Source organism: uncultured Litoreibacter sp. (assembly GCF_947501785.1).
Taxonomy (GTDB): Bacteria; Pseudomonadota; Alphaproteobacteria; order Rhodobacterales; family Rhodobacteraceae; genus Litoreibacter.
This window is the reverse complement of the sequence record NZ_CANMXB010000001.1, coordinates 3,418,436-3,436,941: the sequence shown is the minus strand read 5'-3', so window position 1 is coordinate 3,436,941 and position 18,506 is coordinate 3,418,436. Positions and strand designations below refer to the sequence as shown.

Sequence of the window (18,506 nt, the reverse complement as noted above, 5' to 3'; positions counted from 1 at the left end):
GCAATCGGCTAACTTGCTACATCCCCCTAAGATACAGCGAAATCGCGGCGGGAAAATGGCTTCCGTCGATTTTCTTGATCATCTTGATGTCATGACCCATCAATCTGCGCACGTGATCCTCGGGCAATCGCTGCTCTGACCGGCAGTCCATATCGACGATCAACCGCACCTTCGCGGGCGGGGCGAGCGGCGCGGGTAACAGTCCGATGCCATGCGCCTCGATCAGGGCTGGCAGCGCGCGGGGTTTTCTGACCCAAAGCGCGCCGCCCTCGGAAAAGAGGTCGCATTGATCATCAGCGATGAGCCCTGCGCCGATCGCAATCAATTGCAACGCGAGGCTGGATTTACCTGATCCCGACGCACCCGTCATAAGGACCGCGGCACCGTCAATACTTACGGCGGTCGCATGATAAGGTTCGGTGTGATCCGTTGGCATCAGGCCGTCCCGCCGAGGAATTCACATCCCGAAGGATGCGAGCGCATTCCCATCAGGTCGGCAGTCCGACAACAAATCGGGCGCCCAGCGGCTCGGAGGTGACATCCGCGTCGGTCGGGCGAATGTTTTCCGCCCAGATTACGCCGCCATGCGCTTCGATAATTTGCTTCGAGATCGCAAGCCCAAGGCCAGAGTGGTTGCCGAATTGTTGCTCGGGCCGTTCCGAATAGAAGCGGTTGAACACTTTGTTCAGGGCCTGCTCCGGGATGCCGGGGCCGGTATCCTCTACGACCACCAAAACGCGGTTATCGCGGCGGCGGGCCCAGATACGAACGGCATCGCCATCTTCGCAGAACGATGTGGCGTTGGTGATTAAGTTTACAAACACTTGCGCCAGCCGCGCTTCCAGACCGTGAATGATAATCGGTTCATTCGGGACGTCACGAATGAATTCGACACCCTTTTCGCCCGCCTGCTGCCCGAGGTATTCAGTCAGGTTGTTGAGCATCTTCATCAGGTCGAACGGCTCTTCATCCTCTTTGACCAATTCGCTATCCAGCCGCGACGCGTTCGAGATATCGCTGACAAGGCGGTCCAGACGGCGCACGTCATGTTCAATGACTTCCAGCAAACGTCCGCGTTGCTCATCCGTTTTGGCCACGTGAAGCGTGCCGACGGCCGACCTCAGCGATGCCAGCGGGTTTTTGATTTCATGCGCGACGTCGGCGGCAAATTGTTCGTTCGCGTCGATCCGTTCATAAAGCGCAGACACCATGCCACGCATGGCCCCTGACAGGCGTCCGATTTCATCGGGCCGCGCGGTCAGGTCAGGAATACGCACCCTCGAAGGGCTGACCTTGCGGGCGTTCTTGTCCCGACCAAGCTCAGCCGCTGCCGCGAGGTCTGACAGCGGGTTGGCAATGGTGGAGGCAAGCACGAGGCTCAGTCCGATCGAGACCAGAATAGCGATGACAAACATCTGCAAGACCTGTTCACGCTCGACGCGAACAAGTTGGTCTATCTGACCGGCTACCGTTGTAAGGGCAATAACACCGACGGTGCCGTCGGCCAGTTCGATAGGTGTAGCTACGGAGAATATGCTGCCGCCGGCCCCATCCAGGCCACTGCGCACTTGGGTCTCCCCTTCCAGCGCGGTTGCCAGCAGTCGACGCGCTTCTTCTTCGCCGTTGACGCTGGGCATATTGATCTCCGCCGGGCCAAAGATGCCGGAAACGGTGTCCCACACGGAATTCAGGAAATTTGTGATGATCGTGCTGTCATTGTCGGGCTGCAGGGCTTCCGTGCCAGCCAAAGTTTCGCGCTCAACCCCTAATGTGTTGGCAATAAGCGTTTCGTCGGCGGAAAATACGTAAACTTCGACGCCGGGCGAAAGGTCCAATCCAGCCAGAGTTTGCTCGGCAGCCAGACCGTCACCAGCCGACAGGTTGGCCGCGGCAGCGCCAGCCAAGCGGGCTTCAAATACATCCGCGATCAATTCGGCTTCGGACACCAGGCCCGCTTCGCGTTGTGCGACAAGGCTGTCGCGGAACGGGTTCAGGAAAAGCACGCCTGCCACCAGAATAACCAGTGCCAGCAGATTGAATGTGATGATCTTACGCGCCAGAGGCGAGCGGTTCAGCGAAATGAAGTTACGCTTTTCCCGGCTGGACTGCAGTTCAGCCTCGACGGAGACATGTTCATCCGTCCAGTCTTCACCCATTTCCAGCTCGGCACTACCCGAAGGTCTTACGTTCGCCACTGCTATCCCCAACGCCTAACTACGGTTCTTATTCTTCGTTGTATCTGTATCCGATGCCGTACAGCGTCTCAATTGCGGAGAATTCATCATCCGCCGTCCGCATCTTTTTGCGCAAACGTTTGATGTGGCTGTCGATGGTGCGGTCGTCCACATAGACCTGATCGTCATAGGCCACGTCCATCAGCTGGTCGCGCGATTTCACAAACCCGGGACGCTGCGCCAAAGCCTGCAACAGCAGGAATTCGGTGACAGTCAACGACACGTCGTTGCCTTTCCACGATACGGTGTGGCGCAGCGGGTCCATGACCAGATCACCGCGCACCATTGTCTGCGCGACTTCACCCTCACCAGCATCGTCTTTCGCAATGGCATCTTTGCGGCGCAAGATTGCCCGGATGCGTTCGACAAGCAGCCGCTGCGAGAATGGTTTGCGGACGTAGTCATCTGCACCCATGCGCAGGCCGAGCACTTCGTCGATCTCGTCGTCTTTGGATGTCAGGAAAATAACGGGTACTTCGGATTTCTGCCGCAGGCGCTGCAACAGATCCATGCCGTCCATACGAGGCATCTTGATGTCCAACACTGCCATGTCAGGCATTTTGCGGGAGAATGCATCCAGTGCGCTTTGCCCGTCATTATATGTTTCAACCTCGAAGCCCTCGGCCTCCAGAGTCATCTGTACCGACGTCAGGATATTCCTGTCGTCGTCCACCAACGCAATCTTTGACATGGGGAAACCCTTTGTACTGCTCGTTTTCATTTTTATTTTTTTCATACCATCCGCTGAGACCCCCTAAGAATCAATGATTTTGTTCCGAATCACCGCTGACATGAGTCAATTTGGCCATTTCATCCCTAATGTTTGACTAATTTGCCGCACAATTCGCAGGGCTATGCCCCCATGATAACGCTAACTATGGTGCTCTTGCCGGTTCCAAGCACAATTGCCTGTTGGTATACCTGAGACACGCCGCACTGCAGCGGCGACACGCGGTATTGGCCCTCTGCGTGACAACTGACCGGCGGGGATTGGACCCCCCGCGACAGGAGCATTCCATGACACACGGACGCGTTAACCCAGCTCACACGCTGGACACCCAAGGCATCACCGGACTTGGAGACGTGTACTACAACTATCTGGAACCTGCCCTGATCGAGACCGCTCTCAAAAATGGCGAAGGCACCTTGGGAAAAGGAGGCGCTTTCCTGGTTACCACCGGCGCCCATACGGGGCGGTCCCCCAAAGACAAGTTTGTGGTCCGAACACCAAGCGTTGAAAACTCGATCTGGTGGGACAACAACGCGCCGATGGATGCGGACAAGTTTGATGTGCTCCACGCCGATATGCTGGCCCACATGAAAGGCCGAGACTACTACGTGCAAGACCTGTTTGGCGGGGCGGACCCGTCGCAGCGACTTGACGTCCGGGTGGTGACGGAACTGGCTTGGCATGGCCTCTTCATCCGCCACATGCTGCGCCGCCCGGAGGCCTCCGAGCTGGAAAGCTTCATCCCCGAATTCACCATTATCAACTGCCCGAGCTTCAAAGCGGATGCGGACAAGCATGGCTGCCGCTCCGAGACCGTGATCGCGATGCATTTCGACAAAAAGCTGATCCTGATCGGCGGCACGGCCTATGCCGGTGAGAACAAGAAGTCGGTCTTCTCCCTTCTCAATTATTTGCTGCCTGAAAAGGGCATCATGCCCATGCATTGCTCGGCCAACCACGCGCCCGGCAATCCGGCGGATACCGCCATCTTCTTCGGATTGTCAGGCACCGGGAAAACCACCTTGTCGGCGGAACCGTCCCGCACGTTGATTGGCGACGATGAACACGGCTGGTCGGACCGCGGCTCCTTCAACTTTGAAGGCGGTTGCTACGCCAAGACCATCAACCTGTCGCCGACAGCAGAGCCCGAGATCTTCGCCACCACGGAGAAATTCGGCACGGTCATCGAGAATATGGTTTTCGACCCGGAGACCAAAGAGCTCGATTTTGAGGATGACAGCTTGACCGCAAACATGCGCTGCGCTTACCCGCTGCACTACATCTCTAACGCGTCAGAAACCGCGCTGGGCGGGCACCCCAAGAATATCATCATGCTGACATGCGATGCGTTCGGTGTGTTGCCCCCCATTGCGCGGCTGACCCCTGCGCAGGCCATGTATCACTTCCTGTCCGGCTTCACCTCCAAGGTTGCAGGCACCGAACGCGGCGTGACCGAGCCTGAGCCCACATTCTCCACCTGCTTCGGCGCGCCCTTCATGCCCCGTCGTCCGGAAGTGTATGGCAAGCTGCTGCAGGGAAAGATCGCCAAACACGGCTCGACATGCTGGCTGGTCAACACGGGTTGGACCGGCGGGGCTTACGGCACAGGCTCCCGCATGCCAATCCGCGCCACTCGCGCATTGCTAAGCGCAGCGTTGGACGGCTCCTTGAACAAAGGGGAATTCCGAAGGGACGCCAATTTCGGATTTGATGTACCTGTCTCCGCAGAAGGGGTCGCTGATGTGATCCTGGATCCGCGCCGCACCTGGGACAATCCGGAGGCGTATGACCGTCAGGCAGCAAAGCTGGTGGATATGTTTTCCGCCAATTTCGAACAATATCTGCCCCATATTGACGCTGATGTGAAAGCGGCGGCGATTGGCTAACAAGCTCCTGATATCAATGATTTTTGTCCCGCTGCCAGTCATGGCGGCGGGCGTTTCGTTTGACCAAACCCGCGTTCAGGACCTGAAGTTCGGACTTGTCTGCGGTTCGGATACGGACGAGACGATTGCGGCGCCAGATACCGCAACCGGCACGGTGCAGGTCCGGCAGGACTGGCAAAAGATCGTTGCGGAAACCCAAACCATCCCGCTGGTCAAAGGCCTGGCTCTGGGGGTGGACATGCGACCGGTTGCGCCGAGGGTGTTGAACAATGTCCGCATCACCGTCACGCATCCGCCCTTCATTGGGTCTGAGCTGACCCAAGACAGCTGGACGGCCAACATGACGCCCAAGGGCTCAAATCTCAATTTCTTTGAGTTCGAGCACCCTTACGAGTTCGTGGAAGGCACGTGGACCTTTGAGGCGAGAAAAGGGTTCAGGACGCTTTACAGCGTGACCTTCCAGGTGGTTGACCCCGCGCTGCTACCGCAGCTTGCAGGAGTTTGCGACGGGGTGTCCCTGACAAGCTAGCCCGCCAAACCGCGTCGCAGAAGGTTCAATCCCGCCAGGAGCAGCACCCAAAGCGTGACTTTGCGAAAAAGCTCCTGATTGATGCGGTCTTGAACTTGAAAACCCACCCAGATTCCCAGGACGGCTGGAACAACCAACCCCACGGATAGCGGCAACGTCTCCGCACGGATCACCCCGGATTGCAGATGTGCTAGGAATAGAGCCGTCGCTCCAAGTCCGTAAATCGCGCCCTGAATGCGCAGATGTTCCTTCTTTGGGGTCTCGATCGCCGTCAGGTAGGCCACGGTTGGGGGTCCCCAAACTCCTGACATTCCGCCGACAAAACCCGCCAAAGCGCCAACCGCCGCCTCGGCCCGGACGTTGCGGATGATTGAGGCAGGCCTCCAGCCAAACAACTGGCTCGCAGTGAAAACGGTGATCGGAAGCCCGATCCCAAGAAACAGCCAATGCGTAGGTAGGATGCGGACCAATTGCGCGCTGAGCAGCAGCATCACCAGTCCGACGCTCAGGAACACCCGGAATTTCTTTATCGACCCCCAAGCGGCGGCGATGCCCTGTCGCAAAGCCTGCATCCCGTTGGTGACAAGCGTGGGCAAGATTAGACCCGCCAAAGCCAGTTCCGGCGACATGAACGACGCCAGCCCCGAGATCATGATCGTCGGCATTGCAAACCCGACAACCCCTTTGATTGCGCCCGCGACGAAGGCAATGGACACTGCGGCCAGTATTGTGCTTGCCCCGTAGCTGCTCAGCAAAAGCTCCATACCGTGGTAGTATAACGCGGCGCGGGCCTCCGCATCAGAAATCGGCCTGCGACATTTTAATTCACTCAACGGATGTTTCGCGAATTATAATTGCGCTGCACTCGCACAATGGCTAGAACAATCTCAAGCGAGTTTAGGGATTCGAACATGGCACATGACGGGCAGGATATCACAATGACGGGCGTACAACCTTTGGTCATCTCGGACCTGCTGACGCACACCTCGGCCGCCGTTCCGGCCGTGAATGAATTGCTGGCGACCGCGAAAGCCAAAGTGGCGGCGCTTCTGACAAAGGACGGACGCGTTTCCGCTGCTTTGCTTGAGGAAAACCAGACTGCCGCCCATGGCTTGGCTTGGCTCGCCACATACGCGCAAGCCCTACAACAAATGCAAAACTGGGCCGAAAAACTGCAGGCTGACGGCAAGTTTGGCGAGGCCGAGCAGCTGATCCACCAGATCGCGTTTGGCGAATACCTCTGGCAGATCTACGGCGGCATCCCGATGTCTCAAGGCGAAATGCTGCGCCCGCAAGATATGGGACTGACCCAGGACGACCAACGCGCGATGATGAACCCATCCGTTATGGCTCTGACCCAGTCCGGCAACACCCAAGCCGCCCGCACGCGGCTGGTCGAATTGATGCAGGAACAAGCTGCCAATGCCACGGTCGGCAATACCGGCTTGGATGACGAGATGGAGATGATCCGCGAGCAATTCCGCCGCTTCTCCCTCGACAAGGTCGAGCCTCACGCCCATGACTGGCATCTCAAAGATGAACTCATCCCGATGGAGATCATCGAGGAAATGGCTGAGCTCGGCGTCTTTGGCCTCACCATCCCGGAAGAATATGGCGGCTTCGGCATGTCCAAGACGGCCATGTGCGTCGTCTCGGAAGAGCTGTCGCGCGGCTATATCGGCGTAGGCTCGCTGGGCACCCGGTCAGAGATCGCTGCCGAATTGATCCTGTGCGGCGGCACCGAGGAACAAAAGCAAAAGTGGCTGCCGCAGCTGGCCTCCGCCGAAACGCTGCCAACAGCCGTGTTCACCGAGCCAAACACCGGCTCCGACCTCGGTTCCCTGAGAACCCGCGCCGTCAAATCCAACGAAGACTACACCATCACCGGCAACAAAACGTGGATCACCCACGCAGCCCGAACGCAGGTCATGACCCTGCTCGCCCGCACCGATCCCGACACCTCTGACTACAAAGGGCTGTCGATGTTTCTGGCCGAAAAGACCCCCGGTACGGACGAGGCCCCCTTCCCGACCGACGGCATGTCCGGCGGCGAGATCGAGGTCTTGGGCTATCGCGGCATGAAGGAGTACGAGCTGGCCTTCGACAATTTCAAAGTCAAAGGCGAGAACCTTTTGGGCGGCGTAGAAGGCCAGGGCTTCAAACAACTGATGCAAACCTTTGAATCCGCGCGCATCCAGACCGCCGCCCGTGCGCTGGGCGTCGCAGCCTCCGCCCTGGACGTGTCGATGCAATACGCCCAGGACCGCAAGCAATTCGGCAAGAGCCTGATCAATTTCCCCCGTGTTTCCGGCAAGCTGGCCATGATGGCCGTGGAAACCATGGTGGCCCGTCAGTTGACCTACTTCTCCGCCTTCGAGAAGGACAATGACCGCCGCTGCGACCTTGAGGCCGGCATGGCCAAGCTGCTCGGCGCACGTGTCGCATGGTCTTGCGCCGATAACGGGTTGCAAATCCACGGGGGCAACGGCTTCGCGCTGGAATACAAGATCAGCCGCATCCTGTGCGACGCACGTATCCTCAACATCTTCGAGGGCGCCGCCGAAATTCAGGCACAAGTGATCGCCCGCCGCCTTTTGGGCTGATCCAATCCTTGCTAGGAAGGGCGGATGATACGTGCGGCCCTGCTCCTTCCCCTCTTTCTTGGCTTTTGCCAGGGCGATGAAACGCTGACCGGCCACGGGGCAGCCGAAAAGGTATTTACGCTGAGGTCGATCAATGGCGAGCCCTTCCCCGCCCGTGCGACGATCACCTTCCCCGAGGAAGGGAAGATTGCGGGCCAAGGCCCCTGCAACAGCTATTCCGCCATCCAGGAAGTCCCTTACCCATGGTTCAAAGCTGGGCCAATCCTATCCACGAAAAGGGCCTGCCCCGATCTGGACGCCGAAAGCCTCTATTTCAAAACCTTGTCAGACATGACCCTGTCCGAGGTCTCCGGCATACACCTGATCCTCAGCACCGCCGAGGGCGAAAAAATGGAATTCGAGGTCGAATAGACCTAGCCGGAGGTCAGCACATCTACCAACCTCTGCCGCGCCGCAGGCACGGGCTTGTTGCCGAGGGACGGAGCCATCCACGCCTCCAGAAAGTGGCCCGTCACGCGCATCCCTGCCGGCACCTCATCCATGGCGTTCTGACCAAAAAGCCCCCGCAATGCCGGCGGCAATGGCAACAATCTATCGGCCCATGCGCCAGCCCCCTTTGCCGACACCGCCCGCCCCGATTTGGGCGAGACAAATGTTAGCTCCTGGGTTTCCCCGGTGACCGCGCAGCTCTCCAGGTCCAGCCCGAAGCCCAGCTCTTCCAGCAGCGCCAATTCCCAAAACATGTAGGCCAGTGGCCAGGCGGGATCGCTGCCGAGCCGATCAAACAGGTCCAAACTCTGGTCGTACAGCTCCGGATGCGGGTCGCGTTCGCCCAAGGCAAAACACAGAAGGCCGCAGACGGCATTCAGCCCCGCCAAGGCCTGCCTGTCCCCCATCACCTGCGCCGCCCGGGACTTGACCGGCTCAACGGTAAATGCCCCCAAATGGTCTTGTAGCCGCGCCCGCCAACTGACATCCAGCTGCGCGCCGGGCTGCAAGACAGGGGCCAGCTTGCGAGACGTCCCGCCCCGCACCACGCCGGCATGCACCCCATGATCTCGGGTAAACACCTCAACAATGGCCGCATGTTCACCGTGCCGCCGCACCGAGAGCAATATCCCTTGCCCCCGCCACTCCATCACTGAGCTTCTTTTTGCCAGAAATATGCCGGGGGAGTTTGAGGGGGCAGCGCCCCCTCATTATCGCGGCGCGCGCAAGCGCGGCGCAAAACCTCATGCGCGCCAAAGGCGCTCATCCTGCCAACCCCGGTTCATCCAGAAGATGCCGCCCTTCTCGGTCTTCCACCTCAATCACCCAAAGGTCCGGGTCAAAGCTGCGCTGCTTGGCCAGGGCGGCGTCCACATCGGCTTCAACGCCCTGCGCCAACACCACCCAGGCGCGTTCGCCGCTCATCAAATCAAAGGACCGTTGGTAGCAGCAAGCTTGCCCATCCAGCGAATTCAACTTCACCAGAACAGCGCCTGCGGTCGCGTCCCCTTTGGACGTCACAAAAGCAGGAATATCAGACAGTTGCAGCCGCCGCAGATAGGCACTTACCCAGAATTCAGCCGTGAGCCGGGTCATACGTTCCCGTCTTTGAAATCGAGCCCCATCTCCGAGTAACGCTCTTTCTCTTCCAGCCAGTTCGGGCGCACTTTGACTTGCAAAAACAGGTGTATCTTGCGGCCCAGGAATTCGACCAGTTCCTCGCGGGCGGCCTTGCCGACCGCCTTGATCGTCTCACCTTTGTTGCCCAGTACGATGCCCTTATGCCCGTCTCGCACGACGTAGACGACTTGATCGATCTTGGCAGAGCCGTCTTTGCGTTCCTCCCAATTCTCGGTCTCTACGGTCATCTGGTAGGGCAGTTCCTGATGCAGGCGCAGGGTCAGCTTTTCGCGGGTGATCTCAGCTGCGATCATGCGCATCGGCAGGTCGGCAATCTGGTCCTCCGGGTATAGCCACGGGCTTTCCGGCATCTCAGCGGCCAGCCAATGGCGCAATGTCTCGACGCCGTGCCCCTTCTCAGCGGAGATCATGAAGGTCTCCGCAAATGGGTAGGCCTCGTTCAACTGTTGCGTCAGGCCCAGCAGAACGTCTGGCTTGACGCGGTCAATCTTGTTCAGGGCAAGGGCCACCTTGGCTTTGCCAACCCGTTCCGGCAGCCCTTCCAAAATGGCCGTGACGCCTTCGGTGATGCCGCGATGCGCCTCCACCATCATCACGACGACGTCGGCGTCAGACGCCCCGGTCCATGCGGCCGCGACCATGGCGCGATCCAGCCGGCGGCGTGGTTTGAACAGGCCGGGGGTGTCGATGAAAACCAGCTGCGATTGCCCTTCCATCGCGACGCCACGAATACGCGCGCGGGTGGTCTGCACCTTGTGGGTCACGATGGACACTTTTGCGCCAACCATGCGGTTCAGCAACGTTGATTTCCCGGCATTCGGCTCGCCAATGAGGGCAACAAATCCGGCGCGGGTCGGGGCTTCAGTCATGTTCCAGTCTTTCCAGTAACGCCTTGGCGGCGGCTTGCTCGGCCTGACGTTTTGATCCGGCCACGGCCTGCGCGCTCTGCCCGCTTTCGGCGCGCGCTTCAATGGTAAATTGCGGCGCGTGGTCGGGGCCGTCGCGGTTGATGATATCGTATTTCGGCGGCGTTTGCCCGCGCGATTGCAACAGCTCCTGCAAGGCGGTCTTGGGGTCGCGGGCGTCGTCTTCGACATTGGTGACACGTGTCGACCAGAACCGCAGGATCAATCCTCGCGCGGCCTCGATACCGCCATCGAGATAAACGGCGGCAATCACCGCTTCCATGGCGTCGCCCAGCAAAGCCTCTTTGCGGCGACCGCCCGATACCATCTCGGACTTACCAAGCTTCAAAACCGCGCCCAGATCAATTTCTCGCGCAACGGCAGCGCAGGTTTCCTTGCGCACAAGCGCGTTGAAGCGGGGGGCTAACACGCCCTCGGCCGCGGATTTGTCTTCCGACAAAAGCGTCTCCGCGATCACCAGGCCCAAAACACGGTCACCTAGGAATTCAAGCCGTTGGTTGTCGGGACGCGTCGCGGATGAGATCGACCCATGGGTGAGCGCCCGGATCAGCAGCTCGGGGTTTGCGAACTCGTGCCCGAGCCGCGCCATGAAGGCGCTGAGCTCAGCGGATAGCTTTATTGCACCCATCGAAACACTCTTCCCTCCCGGCCCTTCAGCGAGAACACTATCAACTCCGCCCGGCCGATGATATTTTTTATCGGCACAAAACCAATGCCGCCAGAAACGACAGGAAACCGCGAATCTACGGAATTGTCTCGGTTGTCGCCCATGACGAAGACATGGCCTTCAGGCACCACAAATTTGGCCGTATCATCTGCCCGCAAACCGTCCGAAACGCTCAACGTCAAATAGGCACGCCCGTTTGGAAGCACCTCAAGGTACTGATCTTTCTCACAAGTTTCGCCCTCGGAAACGGGCGCATTGCTGCAAGGTAAGTAGCCGTCCAACAGCTGGTAGGTCTCCTCAAACACGCCCCGAGCATCCCGGTTCAGGGCAGCGTCATTGAGATAAACCTCACCTTCCTTCATCTGCACCGTGTCCCCCGGCATTCCCACGATACGCTTGATGAAATGCTTGTCTGCAGTGGGATGCACGAACGTCACCACGTCGCCCCGAGCGGGGCGCTGCCCCAAGACGCCAATGGTGTCAGTGCAATCAGACACGCTACAGGTGAGCGCCGGAAAGCCGTAGGCGGCACGGCTGACAAGCAAGTAGTCCCCGGTCATCAGCCCCGGCTTCATGGACCCGGTGGGAATCCAGTAGGCGCGAAACAGCACGAAAATGCAGATGACGACAAAGGCGAAAGGTGCAAGCACCGCGAGCAACAGGATTTCACTGCGGCGCGCCGAGCGCATGTTTACTGAATGGCCTTGAAGAACCGGTCACCGCGCCATGTCCAGAAAAACAACATACGCTTTCCAGCGGAGGAGAAGATCACCCGGTCAGCGCGGCCCAGCAGGTTTGCAAACGGCACCATGCCGACCCCGCCAGATGCGCCTTGCGGGAACCGGGAGTCGACCGAATTATCGCGGTTGTCGCCCATGAAGAAGAAATGGCCCTCTGGGACGGTGTACACCTTGGTGTTGTCGGCGCGGCCGCCATCCACAATGTTGAGCACACTATGGGGTCCGTGGTCGTCCAACTCTTCGATGGCTTTGGGTTTGGGGCAATCCCCGCCCAGCGGCACAGCAGTTCCGTTCTCGCAGGAAGGCAGACCTCCCACGGCGCCTTGCGGGCTAAAGGTTTCAATGAATTTTCCGTCGGGGGTTTGCGCCTGCACCTTGCCATTCAGGATGATGATCCCGTCTTTGACTTGAACTGTGTCGCCCGGCAAACCAATCAGCCGCTTGATGTAGTCTTGGCCCGAAGTCGGGTGACGGAACACAACCACGTCGCCACGCGCCGGATCGCGCGCCAGAATACGGTCGCCAATCGGGCAAATTCCGAACGGGCACGAGTACTTAGAGTATCCGTAGGCCATTTTGTTGACGAACATGAAATCGCCCACCAGCAGCGTGTCCTTCATCGACCCGGTGGGGATGTAGAAGGGCTGGAAGAAGAAACTACGGAAAACGGCGGCGATCAACAGCGCGTAAACAACGGTTTTTACGGTTTCGGTGATGCCGTCTTCTTTGTCGTCACTGCGCGCCATTTGGGCCTCTTATCCTTGTAGGTTAAGGGTTAAATGCGGGTCAGCGGCTTGGGTGTCAAGCGTGAGGGAGGTCAACTTGTCTTGGGCAGCGCTTCTATGACGACGAAGGCCTGCGCCCAGGGGTGGTCATCTGTTAGGGTGACGTGAATTACCGCCTCGTAACCCTCTGGGGTCATTGAGGAAAGCCGCTCTGCCGCCCAGCCGGTGACGGCCATAACCGGTTGGCCGGTCTTGAGGTTGGAAACCGCCATGTCTTTCCACGAAATGCCCATCCGCAGGCCAGTGCCCAGCGCTTTGGAGCACGCCTCCTTGGCCGCCCAGCGTTTCGCGTAGGTGCCGGCGACGTCCTTGCGGCGCTCGGCCTTGCGCTGCTCCGTCTCGGTGAACACGCGGTTGCGGAAGCGGTCTCCGAAGCGGTCCAACGTGCCCTCGATCCGTTCAATATTCGCCAAATCTGTGCCGATGCCGAGGATCATCTGAGGGACCGAACCTTACCTGTGTTAAGCGTGCAATTTGCGTGTACACCAATTGTCCACGGCCCGCAGGCCTCAAACAACCTTCGCGGTCAAAATTTTGAGGCTGGCAGCGCCGAACAAAAGCGCAAACGCCCCTTCGAACCAGCGGCGCAGGCGCGTGTATATGCGCACCACCCCCGACGAGGAAAACATGAATGCGTATCCGACAAAGACCAAAATTGAGCCGGAATACAGAAAGCCGAACATCCAGAACAAGTCACCGACGGCGGCCGTCGACGGCAGGGCGATCGCGTAGATCGCGCCCCATCCAAGGATTGCCTTGGGGTTGGTCAGGTGGATCAACGCGCCTTTGGTGAAAACCTTCCACGCGGTGCCGCTTTGCGCCTTCCCCATAAGCGCGTTCTTGGCGGAAAGGGCGGAGCGCAGGGATTTGACGGCGAGGTACAACAGGTACCCCGCGCCGGCGTAACGGATCACCTCGAAAACCCACACGTTGGTCATCATCACGGCGCTCATGCCAAGGGCTGCTGCAACGCCCCAAAACGCGCTGCCAAACAGGATGCCGAGCGAGAACATCAGCCCCATCCGGCGGCCTGTGTTCATCGAGGTGCTGGCAATGCCCAATGTGGCCGGCCCTGGGCTGCCACCACCGAGAATCCACGCGAACCAGAGAAGGACGAGTTCGTATCCGGTCATGGCGCGCTCCGATTGGGGTGGTTTGGGGAAGAGTGTCACGGGCAGTCAGGCCGCACAAGCCGAGCAACCCAAAGGTTTAAAGTGACGGTCTGCTTTGGGCCCAAAGTGTCAATAGTTTGCCCACCAATAAAGAGCCAAAACACCACCGTACATAACATCTACACAAAAGCAGCTAAGCGTATACCAAGACAAAAACGGCACGCCTGCACCAAAGTGCTTTGAAATATCCCACAAGCCATGGGCAAAGATTGCGGCAATGACAAATACGGGTGAAACAAGAACGCCCAAGATCGACGCGACAATAAGGGTAGCGGCAATTCCGAACTCGATGCCGAAATGCGCCTTACCCCAATAGGCCTCTGTGACATATGTAAAGTTCATCGCGACTGAGAAGACCGCTGCCATCAGCCAGACATGAATGGATGGCAAGGTTGAATGTGCAAGCACCAACAAAATCACATAAAGGCTTGCTCCGAAGAGCAGGGACTTCCGCCGCCTTTGAAAATAGGAATAACTTTGCTTCATTAGATTGATAGTTGGAATTTCCGTAGACTGCGATCGGACTGTGCAAAGCAAACGGCGCCTCGCTTGTCCAGAATCAAATTGAAAGGCAGCAAAGTCCGCGCAGCGGACGTTCGCAGAGCGAGCCTACCCAACCACCTCGATGTCGTACACGACAATCCCATCAGCCCCACCGTCGCAGAGCGACACCAGCCTCCCGCCGAGCGCCTTGTGTTCGGGGTTCTCGGCATAGGTGGCCAGTGCGTCTCGGTCACGGAATTGGGCGATGAAGCCGTAAGGGTAGCCGTGCGACTTGCCCTCAAAATCGCGGTTGGGACCGTGTTGGAAGCCCGCGCAGCCGACCATGTCTTTGCAAAGCTGTTTGAGGCCGGTCATCACCGTCTCTAATTCTGTGCGGTCGGTGCCTTGAGGTAGGCGCAGGTAGACGCTGTGCAGGATCAATTGCGGGCCTCGTCCATCAGGCGGCGCATCTCGGCAATGGCGGGGGTGAGGCCCCGGAATATCGCCTCGCCAATGAGGAAGTGACCGATGTTGAGCTCCATCACCTCCGGGAATGCGGCGACCGGCTTGACGGTGTCATATGTCAGGCCATGGCCCGCATGGACCTCCAACCCCAGCGAATGCGCAAACACAGACATATCCCGGAGCTTTTCTAGCTCGGCGTCCCGCGCTTCAAAATGACCCTCGGAATGGGCGTCGCAATAAGCGCCTGTATGCAATTCGATCACCTGTGCGCCAATGCGGTGCGCGGCCTCGATCTGTTTCTGGTCGGCGGCAATGAAGATCGACACGCGGCACCCGGCATCGCGCAGGGGCGCGATGTAATGGGCAAGGTGGTTTTCCTCCCGCGCCACTTCAAGCCCGCCCTCGGTGGTGCGTTCCTCCCGCTTCTCAGGAACGATGCAGACCGCATGCGGCTTGTGGCGCAACGCGATCTTTTGCATCTCGGTGGTGGCGGCCATCTCGAAGTTCAGCGGCACGCTCAGCGCGTCCATCAACGCATCAATATCGGCATCCGCAATGTGGCGGCGATCTTCGCGCAGATGGGCGGTGATGCCGTCGGCGCCGGCCTCCTCCGCCAGTTTCGCGGCGCGCACCGGGTCGGGGACATTGCCGCCGCGCGCGTTTCGGACGGTGGCGACGTGGTCGATATTGACGCCAAGGCGCAGGGTGTTGGTCATGGGCCAAGCCTCACTGGTATTGTCGTGCGGCTATAAATGCAGCGCGGCGGCGCAGAGGCAAGGAAAGGATTGTGAGGATACACGCCGCTTACGAGCGCGACTTCTCTGCCAGTTTGGCCGCTTTCTTCTCTTTGCGTTCCTGCCACTTTTCTTTCAGGCGGCCTTTGCGACGGTTCTGGTAAACGGTGATCAGAGGCAATGACAGGTAGTAGCAGGTGATGCCCGCGATGATGCCCGGAAGGATGCCGCCGATCATGTAGGGGAAAAACACCTCGTCATAGAACCCCTCCAGCCGGTGCCAGTCAGCCCGGTCATCGGTGAACATCGCCCAGAAATTGTCCTTCAGGTCCCGCCACGCGCCCGCGAAACGTTGCCCGATATTCATATTCTCCTCGAACTCCGTGCCCAGCAGGAAATGCCCGGTTTTGAGCGAGATCACCCCGATGGGCAGGTAGGTCAGCGGGTTGCCGAAGAAGGTCGACATCAGCGCGGCCAGGATGTTGCCGCGGCCGACCTTGGCCAGCCCGGCGGCGATGAAGAAGTGGAAGCCGTAAAACGGGGTGAAGGTGGTGAAAACCCCGAACATCACCCCGCGAGAGATGCGCTTGGGGCTGTCAGGCAGGCGGCGGACACGGTGTTTGACATATTGCGCCGAGCGCGCCCATCCGCCTTGCGGCCAGATGAGGTGCAGGGCCCACAGGGCCCAGCTCTTCGGTGTGCGGCGCTTAAAAACCAACGGGTCCTCTACTCGTTCACGCCCCGCGACCTGCGGGACGTCTTCCCAATGCCAACCAAATGCGGCGAAAATTTTACGGCGCGCGGTTCAAATCGCGATGCCGTTCAAGGCTTGCCACATCGCTGTCGGCGTCAATGGCGGTCATGACCCCGTGCAGATGCTCGGCGTCACCCACATTCACATCGATCAGGATTCTAAAGTAGTCCGGTTTACGATCAATGAAATGCAGGTCCGAGATATTTGCCTTCTGCTCGCCAATCAATGTGCAAATGCGACCCAACACGCCAAATTCATTTCCGATGGTGGCGTTCAGCGTCACCGGGTTCTCGGCCGGGTGCAGCCCGTCATGCCAATGAAGGTCGACCCAGCGGTCCGGCTCGTCCTCCAGCGAGGCCAGCGTCTGGCAGGCAATCGCGTGCACATAGACCCCCTCGCCCTTGTGTTTGATGCCGACGATGCGTTCGCCCGGCAGCGGTTGGCAGCAGCGGGCGCGTTTGACGTTCGCGCCGCGCGGCAGACCCGCGACCGATCGTTTCGGGTCCACCTGCACAGTGGTCTTTTTGGCGGCCAGATCGGGATAGATGGCCTGCACTACCTCGCGCGCGGAAATCTCGGTAGAGCCCACATATTCCAGCAGCTGCTGCGCGTCTTCGAGGCTCAGCTCCTTCGCGGCGGTCGACAGGGCCTTGTCCGTGGCCTTCTTGCCGACATGTTCAAACGCGGAGCGGGTCAGCTCGCGGCCCAGCTTGATGAAGCGGTCGCGATGTTCTTCGCGCAAGGATTTGCGGATCGCGGCCTTGGCGCGGCCCGTCACGGCGATGTCGATCCATGTGGGCTGCGGCTTCTGCCCCTCGGCGGTGATGATGTCGACCGACTGCCCGTTTCTGAGCCGCGTCCAAAGCGGCACCCGCAACCCGTCCACCTTGGCGCCCACGCAGCTGTGCCCGATGCGGGTGTGGATGGCGTAGGCGTAATCCAGGGGTGTGGCCCCGCGTGGCAGCTTGATCACATCGCCCTTGGGTGTGAAGCAGAACACCTGGTCGGAATACATTTCCAGCTTAACATGTTCGAGGAATTCGTCGTGGTCCTCGTCCTCCACGGTGCCGAAGCGTTCGGTCAGCTGGTTGACCCATTTGGTGGGGTCCACGGCAAACGGGTTCATCGCGCGTTCGCCGTCGCGGTAGGACCAATGCGCCGCCACCCCGGATTCCGCCACCTCGTGCATCTGCTTGGTGCGGATTTGCACCTCAACCCGTTTGCCGTCGCGGCCCGACACGGTGGTGTGGATGGAGCGGTACCCGTTCGATTTGGGCTGGCTGATATAGTCCTTGAACCGTCCCGGTACCGACGACCACCGGCGGTGGATCACCCCCAACACGCGGTAACAATCGTCCTCGGTGCGGCAAATGACGCGAAACCCGTAAATGTCCGACAGGCGGGAGAAACCCTGCTTCTTCTCTTCCATCTTACGCCAGATGGAGAATGGCTTTTTGGCGCGGCCCGAAACCTCGGCCTCGATCCCAGCGGCGGATAGCTCGGTGCGGATGTCCTCGGTGATCTTGGGCACCACATTGCCGGTTTCTTTCTGCAGCGTGATGAAGCGGCGGATGATCGACGCGCGGGCCTCGGGGTTGAGCACCCGAAAGGCCAGGTCCTCCAGCTCTTCGCGCATCCAATGCATCCCCATGCGGCCCGCCAGCGGCGCGTAGATATCCATGGTTTCGCGCGACTTCTTGACCTGCTTTTCGGGCTTCATGTGCCGGATGGTGCGCATATTGTGAAGCCGGTCGGCCAGTTTGACCAGGATCACCCGCAAATCCTTGGACATGGCCATGAACAGCTTGCGGAAGTTTTCGGCCTGCTTGGTCTCGGTGGAGGACAGCTGCAGGTTGGTCAGCTTGGTGACCCCGTCCACCAGCTCCGCAATCTCCTCGCCGAACTTGGCCACAACATCGGTGTAGGTGGAGCGCGTGTCCTCGACGGTGTCATGCAAAAGTGCGGTGACAATGGTGGCGTCATCCAGCCGCTGTTCGGTCAGCAGCGCGGCCACTTCGATAGGGTGGGTAAAGTAGGGTTCGCCCGACTGGCGGAACTGCCCTTCATGCATAAGGCCGCCGTAGTCATAGGCGGCCTTGATGAGGTCTTCGTTCGTGTTTGGGTTGTAGGCGCGGATCAGGTCGATCAGGTCGCTGGCGTCCAACATGT

Annotated in this window: 21 protein-coding genes; 4 read left to right on the top strand and 17 right to left on the bottom strand. The window is 59.3% G+C overall.

What is annotated here, in order from left to right; translation table 11 throughout:
* Window positions 1-16: 16 nt before the first annotated feature.
* The 3 genes from Q0899_RS17110 to Q0899_RS17100 form a co-directional block, all read right to left on the bottom strand.
* Complete coding sequence (locus Q0899_RS17110) at window positions 17-436, bottom strand: serine kinase (protein WP_298298108.1); 420 nt, start codon at window positions 434-436, stop codon at window positions 17-19.
* Window positions 437-488: 52 nt separating this feature from the next.
* Window positions 489-2,156 carry a sensor histidine kinase gene (locus Q0899_RS17105; protein ID WP_298299065.1) on the bottom strand — a complete coding sequence of 556 codons (1,668 nt, stop codon included), beginning with the start codon at window positions 2,154-2,156 and terminating at the stop codon, window positions 489-491.
* A 67-nt stretch (window positions 2,157-2,223) separates the two neighbouring features.
* Window positions 2,224-2,925 (bottom strand): response regulator transcription factor, encoded by a 702-nt coding sequence (locus Q0899_RS17100; protein ID WP_298298105.1) that lies wholly within the window; start codon window positions 2,923-2,925, stop codon window positions 2,224-2,226.
* A gap of 326 nt (window positions 2,926-3,251) precedes the next feature.
* Here Q0899_RS17100 and Q0899_RS17095 point away from each other — a divergent pair, with 326 nt between their 5' ends.
* Entirely contained in the window at window positions 3,252-4,850 is a 1,599-nt protein-coding gene (locus Q0899_RS17095; RefSeq protein ID WP_299194355.1) for a phosphoenolpyruvate carboxykinase, read from the top strand.
* Between the two features lie 16 nt (window positions 4,851-4,866).
* Window positions 4,867-5,379, top strand: coding sequence for a DUF3859 domain-containing protein (locus Q0899_RS17090; RefSeq protein WP_299194353.1), 513 nt, complete (start codon window positions 4,867-4,869; stop codon window positions 5,377-5,379).
* On the opposite strand, the gene Q0899_RS17085 is transcribed toward Q0899_RS17090, so the two are convergent.
* Window positions 5,376-6,143, bottom strand: a complete 768-nt coding sequence (locus Q0899_RS17085) for a sulfite exporter TauE/SafE family protein (protein ID WP_299195407.1) — start codon at window positions 6,141-6,143, stop codon at window positions 5,376-5,378. The two genes, Q0899_RS17090 and Q0899_RS17085, sit on opposite strands and share 4 nt — an antisense overlap.
* Before the next feature lie 147 nt (window positions 6,144-6,290).
* Here Q0899_RS17085 and Q0899_RS17080 point away from each other — a divergent pair, with 147 nt between their 5' ends.
* Both Q0899_RS17080 and Q0899_RS17075 read left to right on the top strand, forming a co-directional pair.
* Window positions 6,291-7,982, top strand: a complete 1,692-nt coding sequence (locus Q0899_RS17080) for an acyl-CoA dehydrogenase family protein (protein ID WP_299194351.1) — start codon at window positions 6,291-6,293, stop codon at window positions 7,980-7,982.
* Window positions 7,983-8,006: 24 nt separating this feature from the next.
* Window positions 8,007-8,393 (top strand): META domain-containing protein, encoded by a 387-nt coding sequence (locus Q0899_RS17075; protein ID WP_299194349.1) that lies wholly within the window; start codon window positions 8,007-8,009, stop codon window positions 8,391-8,393.
* A 2-nt stretch (window positions 8,394-8,395) separates the two neighbouring features.
* On the opposite strand, the gene recO is transcribed toward Q0899_RS17075, so the two are convergent.
* From recO to Q0899_RS17010, 13 genes are all read right to left on the bottom strand, one after another.
* Window positions 8,396-9,121, bottom strand: a complete 726-nt coding sequence (recO, locus tag Q0899_RS17070; protein ID WP_298298090.1) for a DNA repair protein RecO — start codon at window positions 9,119-9,121, stop codon at window positions 8,396-8,398.
* Between the two features lie 112 nt (window positions 9,122-9,233).
* Window positions 9,234-9,566, bottom strand: coding sequence for a DUF1491 family protein (locus Q0899_RS17065; protein ID WP_298298087.1), 333 nt, complete (start codon window positions 9,564-9,566; stop codon window positions 9,234-9,236).
* On the bottom strand, window positions 9,563-10,480 hold the full coding sequence (era, locus tag Q0899_RS17060) for a GTPase Era (RefSeq protein ID WP_298298084.1): 918 nt from the start codon (window positions 10,478-10,480) through the stop codon (window positions 9,563-9,565). The genes Q0899_RS17065 and era overlap by 4 nt, the downstream gene beginning before the upstream one ends.
* Window positions 10,473-11,156 (bottom strand): ribonuclease III, encoded by a 684-nt coding sequence (gene rnc, locus Q0899_RS17055; RefSeq protein ID WP_299195404.1) that lies wholly within the window; start codon window positions 11,154-11,156, stop codon window positions 10,473-10,475. Before rnc ends, era begins: the two co-directional genes overlap by 8 nt.
* Window positions 11,153-11,893 (bottom strand): signal peptidase I, encoded by a 741-nt coding sequence (gene lepB / locus Q0899_RS17050; protein ID WP_298298081.1) that lies wholly within the window; start codon window positions 11,891-11,893, stop codon window positions 11,153-11,155. The genes rnc and lepB (Q0899_RS17050) overlap by 4 nt, the downstream gene beginning before the upstream one ends.
* A 2-nt stretch (window positions 11,894-11,895) precedes the next feature.
* Window positions 11,896-12,690 carry a signal peptidase I gene (gene lepB, locus Q0899_RS17045; protein WP_299194346.1) on the bottom strand — a complete coding sequence of 265 codons (795 nt, stop codon included), beginning with the start codon at window positions 12,688-12,690 and terminating at the stop codon, window positions 11,896-11,898.
* Window positions 12,691-12,761: 71 nt separating this feature from the next.
* Window positions 12,762-13,166, bottom strand: a complete 405-nt coding sequence (gene acpS, locus Q0899_RS17040) for a holo-ACP synthase (RefSeq protein ID WP_298298074.1) — start codon at window positions 13,164-13,166, stop codon at window positions 12,762-12,764.
* 72 nt (window positions 13,167-13,238) lie between these two features.
* Entirely contained in the window at window positions 13,239-13,862 is a 624-nt protein-coding gene (locus tag Q0899_RS17035; RefSeq protein ID WP_298298070.1) for a LysE family transporter, read from the bottom strand.
* A gap of 108 nt (window positions 13,863-13,970) precedes the next feature.
* Window positions 13,971-14,387, bottom strand: coding sequence for a hypothetical protein (locus Q0899_RS17030; protein ID WP_299194343.1), 417 nt, complete (start codon window positions 14,385-14,387; stop codon window positions 13,971-13,973).
* Between the two features lie 123 nt (window positions 14,388-14,510).
* The gene (locus tag Q0899_RS17025) at window positions 14,511-14,825 is read right to left on the bottom strand and encodes a Dabb family protein (protein ID WP_298360218.1); all 315 of its coding nucleotides are present in this window, start codon (window positions 14,823-14,825) and stop codon (window positions 14,511-14,513) included.
* The gene (locus Q0899_RS17020; RefSeq protein WP_299194340.1) at window positions 14,822-15,565 is read right to left on the bottom strand and encodes a pyridoxine 5'-phosphate synthase; all 744 of its coding nucleotides are present in this window, start codon (window positions 15,563-15,565) and stop codon (window positions 14,822-14,824) included. The genes Q0899_RS17025 and Q0899_RS17020 overlap by 4 nt, the downstream gene beginning before the upstream one ends.
* A gap of 88 nt (window positions 15,566-15,653) precedes the next feature.
* Window positions 15,654-16,301 (bottom strand): DUF2062 domain-containing protein, encoded by a 648-nt coding sequence (locus Q0899_RS17015; protein WP_298298057.1) that lies wholly within the window; start codon window positions 16,299-16,301, stop codon window positions 15,654-15,656.
* A 73-nt stretch (window positions 16,302-16,374) separates the two neighbouring features.
* The gene (locus Q0899_RS17010) at window positions 16,375-18,504 is read right to left on the bottom strand and encodes a bifunctional (p)ppGpp synthetase/guanosine-3',5'-bis(diphosphate) 3'-pyrophosphohydrolase (protein ID WP_298298054.1); all 2,130 of its coding nucleotides are present in this window, start codon (window positions 18,502-18,504) and stop codon (window positions 16,375-16,377) included.
* Window positions 18,505-18,506: the final 2 nt, after the last annotated feature.

Bases quoted from the DNA above. Each gene is read 5' to 3' on its own strand.
- lepB (WP_298298081.1), bottom strand. From the start codon at position 11,893: ATGCGCTCGGCGCGCCGCAGTGAAATCCTGTTGCTCGCGGTGCTTGCA.
- era (WP_298298084.1), bottom strand. From the start codon at position 10,480: ATGACTGAAGCCCCGACCCGCGCCGGATTTGTTGCCCTCATTGGCGAG.
- Q0899_RS17105 (WP_298299065.1), bottom strand. From the start codon at position 2,156: ATGGGTGAAGACTGGACGGATGAACATGTCTCCGTCGAGGCTGAACTG.
- Q0899_RS17100 (WP_298298105.1), bottom strand. From the start codon at position 2,925: ATGTCAAAGATTGCGTTGGTGGACGACGACAGGAATATCCTGACGTCG.
- Q0899_RS17010 (WP_298298054.1), bottom strand. From the start codon at position 18,504: ATGTTGGACGCCAGCGACCTGATCGACCTGATCCGCGCCTACAACCCA.
- Q0899_RS17065 (WP_298298087.1), bottom strand. From the start codon at position 9,566: ATGACCCGGCTCACGGCTGAATTCTGGGTAAGTGCCTATCTGCGGCGG.
- Q0899_RS17030 (WP_299194343.1), bottom strand. From the start codon at position 14,387: ATGAAGCAAAGTTATTCCTATTTTCAAAGGCGGCGGAAGTCCCTGCTC.
- Q0899_RS17020 (WP_299194340.1), bottom strand. From the start codon at position 15,565: ATGACCAACACCCTGCGCCTTGGCGTCAATATCGACCACGTCGCCACC.
- recO (WP_298298090.1), bottom strand. From the start codon at position 9,121: ATGGAGTGGCGGGGGCAAGGGATATTGCTCTCGGTGCGGCGGCACGGT.
- Q0899_RS17080 (WP_299194351.1), top strand. From the start codon at position 6,291: ATGGCACATGACGGGCAGGATATCACAATGACGGGCGTACAACCTTTG.
- Q0899_RS17110 (WP_298298108.1), bottom strand. From the start codon at position 436: ATGCCAACGGATCACACCGAACCTTATCATGCGACCGCCGTAAGTATT.
- Q0899_RS17085 (WP_299195407.1), bottom strand. From the start codon at position 6,143: ATGGAGCTTTTGCTGAGCAGCTACGGGGCAAGCACAATACTGGCCGCA.
- Q0899_RS17035 (WP_298298070.1), bottom strand. From the start codon at position 13,862: ATGACCGGATACGAACTCGTCCTTCTCTGGTTCGCGTGGATTCTCGGT.
- Q0899_RS17095 (WP_299194355.1), top strand. From the start codon at position 3,252: ATGACACACGGACGCGTTAACCCAGCTCACACGCTGGACACCCAAGGC.
- acpS (WP_298298074.1), bottom strand. From the start codon at position 13,166: ATGATCCTCGGCATCGGCACAGATTTGGCGAATATTGAACGGATCGAG.
- lepB (WP_299194346.1), bottom strand. From the start codon at position 12,690: ATGGCGCGCAGTGACGACAAAGAAGACGGCATCACCGAAACCGTAAAA.
- Q0899_RS17090 (WP_299194353.1), top strand. From the start codon at position 4,867: ATGATTTTTGTCCCGCTGCCAGTCATGGCGGCGGGCGTTTCGTTTGAC.
- Q0899_RS17075 (WP_299194349.1), top strand. From the start codon at position 8,007: ATGATACGTGCGGCCCTGCTCCTTCCCCTCTTTCTTGGCTTTTGCCAG.